Origin of the sequence: Aeromonas sp. R2-4 (assembly GCF_040908365.1) — a bacterium.
In the GTDB taxonomy this organism is placed as follows: Bacteria; Pseudomonadota; Gammaproteobacteria; order Enterobacterales; family Aeromonadaceae; genus Aeromonas; species Aeromonas veronii.
This window is the reverse complement of record NZ_JBFODO010000039.1, coordinates 119,279-131,913: the sequence shown is the minus strand read 5'-3', so window position 1 is coordinate 131,913 and position 12,635 is coordinate 119,279. Positions and strand designations below refer to the sequence as shown.

Sequence of the window (12,635 nt, the reverse complement as noted above, 5' to 3'; positions counted from 1 at the left end):
GGCGGGGTCTTTGTTTTAGGTCTGTTTGCCAAATGAGTTGTGGCTATCAGGGCTGGCGATAGGTGGTGTCGATGATGGGCTTGGCCGGGAAGGTCTTGCCACTCTTGATGGCTGCCCTGGTCTCGGATTTTAGCTCTTCATCGATCCACAGCAGACCGCCATAGCTGTAACCGCTGTTGTCGCCACCGAGGGGCCAGTAGAGCTGCTCGCTCTTGGGGGTTGCTGGTACTTTTGGCAGTTTGATCCAGCGCCATGCCCCTTCCCGGGTGTAGGGCACCTGATACGCAGGCACGAAGCAGGCCAGCTCATAGAGCCGCTGCTGGATCTGCCGTGACAGGGCCGCCTTTTTGGCAAAGTCGAACTCCTTGTCATACTGCTCCACCAGCGCAGTGATGGCATCGTCATCGATGTTCATGATGTTGTTGGTCTGGGGTTTGTTGGCGTTGATCTTGTGGAAGAACTCCCAATAGACGGGATAGCGGCTGCCAGCCCAGGCCATCCAGGCGCTCTGGTGCTTTTTCTCCAGCATCGATTTGAAACCGGCTGAGGCATCCATCAGGTTGAGCTCCAGATTAAGCCCCGCCTTCTTGGCCTCTTCCCGCAACAGCGTGAGCCGCTGGGCGTGCTCTGCGGTGGTGTAGGTGATGGCGAGGGTCAGTGACTGCCCCTTGTCGTTTTGCAAAATCCCCTGCGGCCCCACTTTGTTAAAGCCTGCCTTGGCAAAGTATTCCCGCGCCAGTTTGGGATCGAACGGACGGGCCTTGATCTCGCTGTTGGTAAACTCACCCTGACCTGAGCCATAACTGTTGAGTCGCTGGTAATCCCCCCGCAGCAGGGTGGTGAGCATCTTGTCGAGGTTGAGGGCATGCTGGATCCCGAGCCGCACATCTAGATTATTCAGCAGCGGATCGGTGGTGTTGAGATAGAGCCCCATTGGCGATTGCGGGGTCTGGTTGTAGAACCAGGTACGCGCGATATAACCCTTCTCGAACTCCGCGGTTTTGGTCTTGTCGTGCCACCAGTTGGGCATCACCAGCGGAAAGGTGTCGAGATCGCCGCGCAGGAAGTGCTGCCAGGCGATGTTCAGATCCCTGAGCACCTTGATCTCGATCCGCGCGGGGTTGAAGCGATGCTGGAAGTAGCGCTCGTCATCTCCCCACCAGTTTTCAATCCGCTTGAAGGTGACCGATTTACCCTTTTTCACCTGATCGATCTGATAGGGGCCGGTGACTGGCAACACCTTCCAGTTGTACTCCTTGACCCAGTTGGCGGTGAGCTTGATGGCGTGGCTCGGCTCCGGGCTGATGGGCAGTGACTCGAGCAGATCCTGGCGGCTCTTTTCGGTGCCGCTGGTGATGGCCAGGGTGTGATCATCAAACTTGGTGATATCGGCTATCTGGGTGCTGTAGTAGTTGTTGTACCAAGGGTCGTTGATCTCTTTGCTGCGCATCATCTTGAGGGTAAAGAGCCAGTCATCGGCGGTGACCGGCTGGCCGTCTGACCAGCGCGCCTTGGGATTGATGCGAAAATAGAGGGTCTTGTTGTCGGCGCCGAAGGCCCACTCGTTTGCCAGCATCGGCATGGGGTTGCCGGTGACGGGATGAGTGCTCAGCAGTGGCAGGTTGGTTTCCCGCACGTAACCGGCAAAGCCGCCGTTGGAGTCGGGGCCATATTTGCGCAGGGTCAGGGGGAAGCTGGTCATAAAGGTGCGAAAGGTGCCGCCGCGTTTGGCGGCCGGATCGGCATAGAGAGGATCCTGGTTGTTGCTCTCCCACTTCAAGTCGGCAGGCAGCGTGGCACTCCAGCCAAACGGGCTCCAGCACAGGGTCAGGGTGATGGCGGTGGCGCGAATGATAGGGGAGAGTCGGCGCTCCCCGGCGGTGATGGTCGATGGCATGTCCTTGCTCTCCTGAAGTCTGCTTCCTGCAGATCACGCACTGGTGATGTCAGTCCCGATGGGGACTGGCTCATCATGAAAATTTTATCCTGTCAGGTCAATGAAATAGCGTGAATTAGCGGGTGGCCTAGGCCGCAACGCAGTGCAGGGTGATCCCCTTGGCTGCGATGGCCGCACGCATGGGGGCGGGCAGGGCATCGTCGGTGACCAGCACCTTGATCTGGCCCGGCGCGCCAAGCTGGCTCGGGTGGATGGCGCCAAATTTGCTGCTGTCGGTGATCACCACATTGGTCATCCCCTTGGCCAGCACGCTGTTGACCACATCGGCCCGCATCATGTCGCGGCCGGTAAAGCCCACCTCGGGGTGAAAACCGTCGACCCCGATAAAGGCCTTGGAGAAGTGCACCTGCTCGATACAGAGGCGCGTCAGCGGCCCCACCACGCTCTCGCTCTGATGCTGGAACAGCCCGCCGAGCAGCACCACCTGAGCCGGGGTGTCTTTGAGCAGATGGGCGATATAGCTGCTGATGGTGATGATGGTGACCCGTTTGTGCAGGGCCAGATGGCGCGCCAGCATGGCGTTGGCGCTGCCCCCTTCGATAAAGACCGTCTCGCCATCTTCCACCAGCTGGGCGGCCCGCTCGGCGAGGCGCTCCTTGAGCAGGTAATTGATGTTCATCCGGGCATCCGGGTCATCGGTCTCCAGCGCCATGGCCGAGCCATGTACCCGTCTGAGCAGCCCCTGTTTCTCCAGCGCGGTGAGGTCGTTGCGCACCGTCACCTCGGAGACGCCGGTGTGTTGGGAGAGCTCACTCACGCTCATCTTGCGAGCCTGATGGACCAGAGTGAGGATCAGTTGGTGGCGTGGATTCATGGTGCGCTCGCATGCAAGGTGGTGGATAGCGGCAAGCCACCCGAGGGTGGCATGCCAATCATATGACGTCACAGGCGCCATGGGGAGCGCCCCGTCAGAGACTGTGCTCGGTGCGGGCGATAATATCATCTTGCGCATCCGGGGATAAGGCGGTGAAGAAGGCTGAATAGCCCGCCACCCGGACTACCAGATCCCGGTACTGATCCGGATTGGCCTTGGCCGCCAGCAGGGTCTCCCGCGAGACGTTGTTGTACTGCACGTGCCACCCCTTGTGTACCTCGAAGAAGGTGCGCAGCAGGCTCATCAGCTTTGCCTTGTCTCGGTCGTTTTCAAGGCTGGCCGGACTCAGCTTCTGGTTGAGCAGCACCCCGCCGAGGATGGCCGCCGTGGGCAGCTTGCCGATGGAGTTGAACACCGCCGTCGGGCCGAGACGATCCGAACCCGACGAGGGGCTGGCCCCTTCCGCTAGCGGCGTGCGGGCGTGGCGTCCATCCGGGGTAGCCATGGTGGCGGCACCGAAGGGCACGTTGGCGGAGATGGAGGAGGTGCCGGCATAGTAAGTGCCGCCGATGGGGCCACGGCCGAAGCGGGTGTTGTGCAACCCTTTGAGCTCGTCGATGTAGCTCTGGTAAGCCTGCACCAGCAGCAGGTCAACCTCGTCCAGATCGTTGCCATATTTGGGGGCGGCGTTGGTGAGGCGCTGGCGCAACTGCTCCCCCGCCAGCCCGACAAAGTCTTGCTCCAGTGCGGCGGCCAGCTCTTGCTGATCCACTACACCTTGCTCGAACACCAGTTTCTTCAGGGCCGCCAGACTGTTGCCGAGGTTGGCGATCCCCACCTGCAGACCGGAGACCCAGTCATAGACGGCGCCCCCCTCCTTGATGGTCTTGCCGCGCTCGATGCAGTCATCCACCAACGTGCTGCAGAGGATGTCGTGGGCTTGAGCCTCTAGCACGCTGTCGACCACGCAGTCGATCTCGATGGATTTGCGGGTGAAGTAGCGCACCTGCTCGTCCCAGCGGGCCATCACCTCGTCAAAGTTGCCAAAGCTCCCGTCTCGCAGCGACTGGGGCTGGGGCAGGAATACCTTGCCGGTGGTGGCATCGCGGCCACCATCGAGCGCCGCCAGCAGGATGCGGGCGAAGTTGATAAAGCTCATGCCGGTGCAGCGGTAGCCCCACTTGCCGGGCACGGCGGTCTCGATGCAGCCGATGGCGGCGTAGTGATGGGCATCCTCCACGCTTACCCCGAGCTTGATGAACTCGGGGATCACCACCTCGTCGTTGTTGAAGGCGGGCATGCCAAAGCCGCAGCGGATCACCTGAATGCAGGCGTCGAGGAAATCCTCGCTCATCCCGGCGTGGTAGCGCACCGAGAGGTTGGGCTGAGTGGATCGCAGCTGGCCACAGGACTCCAGAATCGCGTAGGAGAGGCCGTTGACAGCGTCATGGGCCGTACCATCGCGCCAGTTCTGGCCGCCGATGGTGACGTTTTGATAGAGCGGGCTGCCGGCGGAGGCCTTGGAGTGGGTGCCGGAGCGGATCTTGTTCACCTCCAGCAACTTGAGCCAGCACCCTTGCAGCAGTTCGATGGCGCGCTCACGCGGCAGGGATTCCGACAGCTCTACTTCGCGGCGATACCAGGGGTAGAGGTACTGATCCATCCGGCCAAACGACACCGAGTGGCCGTTGGATTCGATCTGCAGAATGAGCTGGATAAAGTAGCAGAGTTGCAGCGCCTGCCAGAAGGTCTCGGGGGGCTGGTGGGCGATGTGGGCGCAGTTGAGCGAAATGGTCTGCAGCTCGGCTTGACGATCTTGTCGTGATTCCTGCTGGGCCATTTCGCCAGCCAGGATGGTGTAGCGCCCGATATGATCGCTGACCGCATCCAGGGTGATGGCGACGGCGTGCAGGAACTGCTCGCGCTGCAGGTCGGCCCAATCCGCCAGATCCAGCCGACTGCGCCGCTCGGCCACCTTGGCCTTGAAGCCATCGAGCCCCAGCGTGAGCAGCTCCTCATAGTTGACCGCGAGGTGGGCATCCCCCGAGGTCATGTTGCCCTCAGCCTTGATGATGCCGCTCTCCAGCAGCGCTTTTTGCTCGTCGGTAAAGAGGCCGAAGCAGCGATCCTGCACCGTCTGGCCGCGCCAGAAGGGGGTGAGGGCGTGGATGATCGCCTTGTCGGTTTCGCTGACCGCAAAACCGGCACCGGGGCGGTCTGCCAGCTCGTCGATCTCCTTCTCAATCCAGCTCACCGTGTATTCGGGAAACAGCGGCGCCGCCCGCACCTGACTGGCCTGATTGCCGACGATGAGCTCGTCGTGCTTGATCCAGATGGTGCGTTCCTTGAGGTGATGAGCCAGCGCCAGGGCGCGGCGCACCGGCAGCGGGCGGGCGAGGTTAGCCTGATAGGCCTCGGTGTAGTGGCGGGCACGCTCGGTGCAGACCGGTGGCTGAACGATGTGGATCAGGCTCTCTTTGTGGGTGCGGAGCCGCGGGCTGAGGGTATTGAGGTCGAGCTGGGTCATGATCTTATCCTCTGGTCACAGGGGTCAGCCCCTGACGTTGGGCGTATGCATGGGCAAAGTGGAGTAAATCGGGGTCGTCGAGCGGTGTCTCCGGCGCCTGATAGGGCAGATCCAGCAGGGCATATTTGCCCACGCCTAAGGTGTGGTAGGGGAGGAAGTGGATCTCCTGCACGGTGCCGAGGCTGGCAGCGGTGTCGGTGATGGCTTCGATCGATGCGTGGTCGGCATTGAAGCCGGGAATGAGTGGCATCCGGATCTGCATCGGCACGCCGCGCTCGGCGAGGCGCTTGAGGTTCGCGATGGGCAGCTCCACCTTGCCGCGGGTCCAGTGGAAGAAGCGTTCTTTATCCACGTGTTTGAGATCCGCCAGCACCAGATCCAGTGAGTGGAGGCTTGGCTCAATCTGGTGCCAGGGCACATGCAGGCAGCTCTCGACCGCCGTGTGCAGCCCTTCGGCCTTGCAGCGGGCCAGCAAAGCGGCGGCAAAGTCGGGCTGCATAAAAGGCTCGCCACCGGAGAGGGTGACGCCACCGCCGCTGCGTTCGAAGAAGGGATGATCCCGCAGGATGGTGTCCATCAGGGTGTCCAGCGTTTCATCCCGGCCGCACACCTGCAGCGCTTCGCTGGGGCAGAGGCCGCGCAGCCGTTCCATATCGCCGGCCTTGAGGGCCGAACGGCTGAGCTGGATGCCCTCGCTGTCACGCAAGATTGCCGGACACGCCTGGCTGCATAGCTGGCATCCCTCGATGCACTGGCGCCGGTCTAGTAGTATGTCCGGCTTGGGAGAGCGGCTTTCCGGGTTTTGACACCACAGACAGGCCAGCGAGCACCCCTTGAGAAACACCAGGGTGCGAATGCCGGGGCCGTCGTGAGTTGAATATCGTTGCAGGTCGAAAATCATACCGCCTCCTTTTGTATTTGCATTCTATTTGCTTTCATTCGAAAGTTGATTTGATTTCGATCAAGCTATTTGCAGATATTTTATCGCTAGAATGGCGACATATTGAACATCCCGTTAAGGAGTTAGAGATGGAGCTGTATCTCGATACCGCTGATGTGGCGGCAGTGCGTCGCTGGTCACGGATCCTGCCGTTGGCCGGTGTCACCACCAATCCTTCCATTACCGCCGCCGGGGGATTGCCGCTCTGTGAGCTGCTGCCCACCCTGCGCGACGTGCTGGGGCCCAAGGCGCGCCTGTTTGCCCAGGTGATGGCCAAAACCGAAACCGAGATGGTGCGCGAGGCGTTCGCTCTGCGTGAGCTGGACCCGGATCTGGTGATCAAAATCCCGGTATGCGCAGAGGGGCTGGCTGCCATCAAGAGCCTGACAGCCAATGGGGTGCCGACGCTGGGCACCGCTGTCTATACCCCGCTGCAGGGCTGGCTGGCGGCGGTGGCGGGGGCGGAATATGTCGCGCCCTACGTTAACCGGCTGGATGCCCAGGGGGGCGATGGCATTGCCACCGTGCAGGAGTTGCAACAGCTGCTTGCGCTGCACGCACCGAACAGCAAGGTGCTGGCGGCGTCATTCCGTACCCCGCGCCAAGCGCTCGACTGCCTGCTGGCCGGTTGCCAATCGATCACCTTGCCGCTTGATGTGGCGGAGCAGCTGCTGAACGTGCCGGCGGTGGATGCGGCGCTGGTGAAGTTCGATCAGGATTGGCAGCGCGCTTTCGGTCGCTGATCCCGGTGGCAAGCTGATTGCCGTGATTGAGGGGGGGTGAAGAAGCGCGGGTGATGGGGATTGACCGACTAGACTGGAAAGAGGTGGCCACGTTCGCGGGCCGCCCTGCAGTCTACCGGAGGTATCCCATGAGCGACCATCTGCTACTCCCCCATGGTGAAGATTTGCGTCGTGCGGTGCTTTGGCTCAGCGAGCATCACCAGCACGATCTCGCCGCCATTGAAGAGGCCAGTCTGCGTTTTGATCTCTCACCGCTGGATGAGGAGTTTCTGATCCGGCACTGGCTCGACAACCAGCGCCAATCATGAAGATCCGAGGTGAGGGATTAGAAGAAGTTGGCGAGGTTGATGCCAAACTCTTTGGGGTCGACCGTGTTTTCGATGCTCTCCTGCACCCCTGACTTGGCCAGATCCAGCCACTGTACCTCGAGGTAGTGACGCTGGGTGGCGTGATAGATCACCTTGACCACTGGCTTGAGCGGCTGCTGCTCGTTGCGCTGCATCACGATAGCCAGGCGCTGGTTTGAGAGCTGTACCAGGGTTCCCACCGGATATACCCCCATGCACTTGATGAACTTGGTGACCAGCTCGGCATCAAAGTGCTGATTGATCCCCTTGAGCAGAATGCGGAAGGCCTGGGTTGGCTGCATACCTGCTTTGTAGACCCGATCTGCAGTGATGGCATCATAGACATCGACGATGCCGCTCATCCGGGTATAGAGAGATAGCTGCTCCCCCTTGAGTCGCTGCGGGTAGCCGGAGCCATCGAGCCGCTCGTGGTGGTTGGCGGCCACCTCCAGCATGGTGGGGGTGATGCCAGGGGTATTGCTGAGGATCTCGTAACTGTGCACCACATGCTGACGCATGATGGCGAACTCCTCATCGGTCAGCTTGCCCGGTTTGTGGAGCACCTCGTCCGGGGTCATGATCTTGCCCACGTCGTGCAGCAGGCCACCCAGGGTCAACTCCTTGAGCACGCTGCGCTCAAGCCCCAGATAGCGGCCGAAGTTGGCCAGCAGAATAGCCACGTTCATGGAGTGCTCCATCAGGTAGGCATCCTTGGCGCGAATACGGGCCAGACAGAGCATGGCATCGCCGTGGGTGAACATGGTGTCCACCATCTCTTCGGCGACTTCGGCCAGCGGGGTGATGTCGATGGGTTCACCCGCTTTGAGGTGGCGAATGAACTTGCCTTGCAGCTCGCGCGCTTCCTGATAAAGGCGGCGGATTTTAAGCTCCCGTCCTTCGCCGTTGGCACTGGCACGGCGCCCTACCTGGGCGCTGTTGGCATTGAGATCGGGGGAGGTAACGGCGTCACTCTCGGCACTGCCCAGCTTGCTGCGGGCCAGATCGATGCGTACCGTAAGCACCCCCTGACGCACCAGATTGGCAATTTGCGCCACGCTGGTCACCAAGCCCATCTGGGCGATCTCCATCCCACCTGTCTGGCTGGCGATAGCAATAACATACATGCCGGGTTTCAGCTGGTTGACGGGAATGACGGGATAGGATGCTTGAGACTTCATGAGGGCTTCCTGAGTCTTATTATTATGAGTATCGTTCGGATGGGTCACACCGGAGAAGTGTAACATCGGATGACCAGTTCGTCATAATTGGCAACCCCTTAACAGTGGCGTTGTCGCCCCCGCCCGATATAATGACGCCCCTTTACTTGTTGGACTCCGAGGTTGTGAATGCGGCTTGATAAATTTCTGTGCGATTGTTCCGATTTGACCCGCTCGCTGGCAGGCAAACTGATCCGTCAGGGTGAGGTCATGGTGGATGGCATTGTGGTCAAGCAGCCCGCCTTTCATATCAATGAGCAGAGCCAGATCGAGTTTGACGGCGTGCTGCTGACACTGGAGCAGCGCAACCGCTATTTCATGCTGTACAAGCCGGAAGGGTATGTCTGCTCCAACGAGGATCCGGATCACCCGACCGTCTTCTTCCTGATGGATGAACCGGCGATGGGCAAGCTGCATGTAGTGGGGCGCCTCGACCTCGACACCACTGGGCTGGTGCTGGTGACCGACGACGGTCAGTGGTCCCACCGCATCACCTCGCCGCGCCATGAGTGTGCCAAGACCTATCACGTCTGGCTGGCCGATCCGGTAAGCCCGGATGCAATCGAGCTGTTCGCCGAAGGGGTCTACCTGCGTAACGAGACCGATAAAACCCGTCCTGCCCAGCTGGAAATTCTCGGCGAGTGCGAGGCCCGCCTGACCATCCACGAAGGCAAGTACCATCAGGTCAAGCGGATGTTTGCCTCCATCGGCAACAAGGTCGTTGGCTTGCATCGCGAGCGGGTGGGCGGTTTGACGCTGGATGACGAGCTGGCCCCTGGTGAATACCGCGAGCTGACCGCTGAGGAGATAGCCCTGTTCTGATCAGGGATGGCGCCGGGTGTCAGTGAGTGCTGAAACCCAGCACCAGCGCCGTGCCCAGGGTGGCAATCAGTGCCCCCGCCCAGGCGGCAACGGATGGCCGCTCCCCCGAGTGCCACCACAACAGCGGCAGCAGCAGTACCGGCGTGGTGGAGGAGAGAATGGCCACCATGCCCACCTCTCCCTGCCGCAGCGCCATCAGGATCAGCGTCATCCCCAGCCCCATCGCCAGAAAACCGTTGGTGGCAATCATGGCGAGGATATGTCGATTGACCGGTTTGAGCGGCATGGCCAGCGGCAAGCGCCCCAGCCGCAGGACGCAGTGGGCCAGCAGGGCACTGCCCATCCGGATACCCGATGCACTCACCGCATCCACCTCACCACTCATCATCACTGGCTTGGCGATGATGGCTCCCACGCTTTGACACAGTGCCGCCGTCAGGCCAAGGCCAATCCCCAGCGCCAGATTGCCACGGATCTGCTCCCACTCGTTGCTGCTACTGCGTCTGCCAAACAGGATCGCCAGCATTACGCCAGCAAAGACCAGCATGGCCCCCAGCAGTCGCCAGCCTGTCAGCTGTTCATTAAAGAGCCAGAGCCCAAGCAGGGCGGAAAACAGCGCATGGCAGGAGAAGAGCAGGGCACTGCGTCTTGGCCCCAGCCGGTTCATGCAGGCAAACAACGCGGTATCGCCCACGAAGATGCCGACCAGCCCCGAGATGGCGAGTAGGGGCAGGGCGCTTGCGGTGAGGGTTTGCCAGCCACCGGTGAGCAGACTCATGGTGCCGAGCATCAGGCTGACCAGAAACATGCGCCAGCGGCTGTAGGCAAATGCGCCGAGATGACGGGCCGGTTTGACCGAAATTAGCGCTGCAACTGCCCATAAACTGGCCGACGCCAGGGCCAGCCACTCATAACCCATAAAAACTCCTGAAAAAATTAACCCGAAAGACTCCATCTCCCGGGCAAGCCCGATACAATACGGGGCGTTTTCGGGGATAACAAGAGCGGCATCAGGCATTCATCAGGCGCGCCGTCGGCCTTCCCCTCCTGCAGTGGTTTTATTCGAGGTTTTGTCATGAGGTATGGTTTCTTCCCCAAGCTGGCGCAACGCTGGCTCTCCCCGCTATTGCTTGCCGCGCTGGCTGGGCCCCTGGCCCATGCCACCACCGTTGAGCAGCAGCCTCTGCTTGCCGATCGGCAAACCCTGGTAAAGGGCAACGGTGCCGAGCCGGAGTCGCTGGATCCTGCGCTGGTGCGCTCCGGTTTTCCGGGGGAGGCGGTACTGGTCGATCTGTTTGAAGGGCTGGTCAGTGATGATGGGCAGGGGAATATCGTTCCTGCTCAGGCCCAGCGCTGGGAGGTGAGTGACGATGGGCTGGAGTGGCGATTCTTCCTGCGCCCTCAACTGAAATGGTCCAATGGCGAGCCGCTGGTGGCCGCTGATTTCGTCTATGCCTGGCGCCGTCTGCTCGATCCGGCCATCAACTCCCCTTCTGCCGGATTGCTGCTGGCGACGGGGATCAACAATGCGCAATCCATCTATGCCGGTGCGCTGGAGCTCGGCAATCTGGGCATTGAAGCGCAAAGCGATCAGATCCTAAAAATCACCCTGGAGCGGCCGGCTCCCTATTTCCTGCAGCTCATCAGTCAGCGCCCCTTTGTGCCGGTCAATCAGAAGGCGATAGCTAAATTTGGCAAACAGTGGACCGAGCCCGGCAAGCTGGTGAGCAATGGTGCTTACCGGCTGACAAGTTGGACGCCAAACGAGCGGATAGAAGCCGAGCGCAATATCCACTACTGGGATGACCTTCACACCCGTATCCGACGGGTTACCTATCTGCCGATCACTTCGCAACATGCCGAACGGCTGCGCTATGAGGCTGGTGAAATACAGCTCACCAACAAGGTCTCCCTCGGCTATTACCAGAAGATGAAGCGCGAATCTCCGGAGCGGCTCTGGGGCTTGCCGCTGTTTGGCACCTATCTCTATGCGTTCAATCTGAAGCGCCCCGAACTGCAGGATGTGCGGGTGCGTCAGGCGCTCTCCATGGCGGTTGATCGACAGCAGCTCATTGGATCGGTGAGCGGGCAGGATGAACAGGCGGCATGGTCGCTGTTGCCGGAGATGCCGGGTTACCCCCGGGTGATATTGCCTGTGGCGCTTGAGGATATGCCAACCCGCCAGGCCAAAGCGGCAGCGCTGCTGTCAGCGGCCGGGTATAACAGTGCCAATCCACTCAAGCTGAGCATTACCTACAACAGCGCAGAAACCCACAAGCAGATGGCGATGGCCATTGCCGCCATGTGGCAGAAGCTGGGGGTACAGGTCACTCTCAACAGTCTGGAGTGGGGCGCCTATCAGGTGGCCAAGGATAGCGGTGATTTTCAGGTGGCCAGAAGCTTCCTGTTTGGCGATTACGTGGAGCCGTCAGCCATGCTGGGCAGCTTCCGTTGTCAGGATCTGCGCAACGAGAGCGGCTACTGCAATCCCGATTTTGATCTGTTGCTGGAGCAGGCAGCCAATACGCTGGACAGCGCGAGTCGGGTTGAACTCTACCGACATGCCGAACAGTTGCTGCTTGAGGAGGCGCCGATCCTCCCCGTGTATCATTACAATCAGATGAGACTGGTCGATCCCGCGCTGCGAGGGCTGCCCAGCCAGAATTTGAAAGGGACGATTGCCACCAAGGATCTCTATTTCAGCCCGCAGTGAGGTGCATTTCATGAAACTTGCCATCATTTCCGACATCCACGGCAGCATCATTGCGCTGGAACGGGTGCTGACCCAACTTGAGCCCTGGCAGCCGGACCACTATCTGCTGCTCGGCGATCTGCTCAACCATGGCCCGCGCAATCCTCTGCCGGAGGGATATAACCCTGCCGCCGTGGCTGATCGGCTCAACGAGCTGGCACCGCAGATCATCGCGGTGCGGGGCAATTGTGATTCCGAAGTGGATCAGATGCTGTTGCGCTTTCCCATCACAGCCCCCTACAACCAGTTGCTGGTCGATGAGCGGCGCTGGTTTGTCAGCCATGGCCATCTTTATCGCCCGGACGAGGTACAGCTACCGCCGGGTAGTCTGTTCCTGAGCGGCCACACCCATGTGCCTGTGCTGGAGTGGCAGGGGGAACGGATCTTGATGAACCCGGGATCGATTTGTTTCCCGCGCGGCGAGTTGCCTGCCAGTTACGGGAGCTATGAGGGCGGGGTACTGCGCGTCAATGCGTGTGAGGACGGGCGAGAGTTGTTGCGACTGGTGCTTTAAAA

Annotated in this window: 11 protein-coding genes; 5 read left to right on the top strand and 6 right to left on the bottom strand. The window is 60.5% G+C overall.

Annotation, left to right across the window (positions count from 1 at the left end):
- Positions 1–46: 46 nt before the first annotated feature.
- The 4 genes from AB5Z05_RS15375 to AB5Z05_RS15360 form a co-directional block, all read right to left on the bottom strand.
- A complete protein-coding gene (locus AB5Z05_RS15375; protein WP_368152108.1) occupies positions 47–1,897 on the bottom strand; it encodes an extracellular solute-binding protein in 1,851 nt (616 codons plus the stop codon).
- Positions 1,898–2,024: 127 nt separating this feature from the next.
- Positions 2,025–2,771: a DNA-binding transcriptional regulator YciT gene (locus AB5Z05_RS15370; RefSeq protein ID WP_098969024.1), complete on the bottom strand. Its 747-nt coding sequence runs from the start codon at positions 2,769–2,771 to the stop codon at positions 2,025–2,027.
- 94 nt (positions 2,772–2,865) lie between these two features.
- Positions 2,866–5,298 carry a formate C-acetyltransferase/glycerol dehydratase family glycyl radical enzyme gene (locus AB5Z05_RS15365; RefSeq protein WP_368152107.1) on the bottom strand — a complete coding sequence of 811 codons (2,433 nt, stop codon included), beginning with the start codon at positions 5,296–5,298 and terminating at the stop codon, positions 2,866–2,868.
- Between the two features lie 4 nt (positions 5,299–5,302).
- Positions 5,303–6,199 (bottom strand): glycyl-radical enzyme activating protein, encoded by an 897-nt coding sequence (locus AB5Z05_RS15360; protein WP_368152106.1) that lies wholly within the window; start codon positions 6,197–6,199, stop codon positions 5,303–5,305.
- A gap of 128 nt (positions 6,200–6,327) precedes the next feature.
- Between AB5Z05_RS15360 and fsa the strand changes: the two genes are divergently transcribed.
- Positions 6,328–6,981, top strand: coding sequence for a fructose-6-phosphate aldolase (gene fsa, locus AB5Z05_RS15355; RefSeq protein ID WP_202001364.1), 654 nt, complete (start codon positions 6,328–6,330; stop codon positions 6,979–6,981).
- Between the two features lie 128 nt (positions 6,982–7,109).
- Positions 7,110–7,289 carry a hypothetical protein gene (locus AB5Z05_RS15350; RefSeq protein ID WP_368152105.1) on the top strand — a complete coding sequence of 60 codons (180 nt, stop codon included), beginning with the start codon at positions 7,110–7,112 and terminating at the stop codon, positions 7,287–7,289.
- Positions 7,290–7,306: 17 nt separating this feature from the next.
- On the opposite strand, the gene AB5Z05_RS15345 is transcribed toward AB5Z05_RS15350, so the two are convergent.
- The gene (locus tag AB5Z05_RS15345) at positions 7,307–8,506 is read right to left on the bottom strand and encodes an HD-GYP domain-containing protein (protein ID WP_019446125.1); all 1,200 of its coding nucleotides are present in this window, start codon (positions 8,504–8,506) and stop codon (positions 7,307–7,309) included.
- A gap of 168 nt (positions 8,507–8,674) precedes the next feature.
- Here AB5Z05_RS15345 and rsuA point away from each other — a divergent pair, with 168 nt between their 5' ends.
- Positions 8,675–9,367 (top strand): 16S rRNA pseudouridine(516) synthase RsuA, encoded by a 693-nt coding sequence (gene rsuA / locus AB5Z05_RS15340; RefSeq protein WP_368152104.1) that lies wholly within the window; start codon positions 8,675–8,677, stop codon positions 9,365–9,367.
- 19 nt (positions 9,368–9,386) lie between these two features.
- Here the strand turns inward: rsuA and AB5Z05_RS15335 are convergent, their stop codons facing one another.
- Positions 9,387–10,286, bottom strand: a complete 900-nt coding sequence (locus tag AB5Z05_RS15335; protein WP_115520927.1) for a DMT family transporter — start codon at positions 10,284–10,286, stop codon at positions 9,387–9,389.
- A gap of 156 nt (positions 10,287–10,442) precedes the next feature.
- Here AB5Z05_RS15335 and AB5Z05_RS15330 point away from each other — a divergent pair, with 156 nt between their 5' ends.
- Both AB5Z05_RS15330 and yfcE read left to right on the top strand, forming a co-directional pair.
- Positions 10,443–12,080 (top strand): peptide ABC transporter substrate-binding protein, encoded by a 1,638-nt coding sequence (locus tag AB5Z05_RS15330; RefSeq protein ID WP_368152103.1) that lies wholly within the window; start codon positions 10,443–10,445, stop codon positions 12,078–12,080.
- Positions 12,081–12,090: 10 nt separating this feature from the next.
- Entirely contained in the window at positions 12,091–12,633 is a 543-nt protein-coding gene (gene yfcE, locus AB5Z05_RS15325; protein ID WP_144712502.1) for a phosphodiesterase, read from the top strand.
- Positions 12,634–12,635: the final 2 nt, after the last annotated feature.

Coding starts and splice junctions, on each gene's coding strand:
- fsa (WP_202001364.1), top strand. CDS start 6,328: ATGGAGCTGTATCTCGATACCGCTGATGTGGCGGCAGTGCGTCGCTGG.
- AB5Z05_RS15375 (WP_368152108.1), bottom strand. CDS start 1,897: ATGCCATCGACCATCACCGCCGGGGAGCGCCGACTCTCCCCTATCATT.
- AB5Z05_RS15360 (WP_368152106.1), bottom strand. CDS start 6,199: ATGATTTTCGACCTGCAACGATATTCAACTCACGACGGCCCCGGCATT.
- AB5Z05_RS15345 (WP_019446125.1), bottom strand. CDS start 8,506: ATGAAGTCTCAAGCATCCTATCCCGTCATTCCCGTCAACCAGCTGAAA.
- AB5Z05_RS15370 (WP_098969024.1), bottom strand. CDS start 2,771: ATGAATCCACGCCACCAACTGATCCTCACTCTGGTCCATCAGGCTCGC.
- AB5Z05_RS15330 (WP_368152103.1), top strand. CDS start 10,443: ATGAGGTATGGTTTCTTCCCCAAGCTGGCGCAACGCTGGCTCTCCCCG.
- AB5Z05_RS15365 (WP_368152107.1), bottom strand. CDS start 5,298: ATGACCCAGCTCGACCTCAATACCCTCAGCCCGCGGCTCCGCACCCAC.
- yfcE (WP_144712502.1), top strand. CDS start 12,091: ATGAAACTTGCCATCATTTCCGACATCCACGGCAGCATCATTGCGCTG.
- AB5Z05_RS15350 (WP_368152105.1), top strand. CDS start 7,110: ATGAGCGACCATCTGCTACTCCCCCATGGTGAAGATTTGCGTCGTGCG.
- AB5Z05_RS15335 (WP_115520927.1), bottom strand. CDS start 10,286: ATGGGTTATGAGTGGCTGGCCCTGGCGTCGGCCAGTTTATGGGCAGTT.
- rsuA (WP_368152104.1), top strand. CDS start 8,675: ATGCGGCTTGATAAATTTCTGTGCGATTGTTCCGATTTGACCCGCTCG.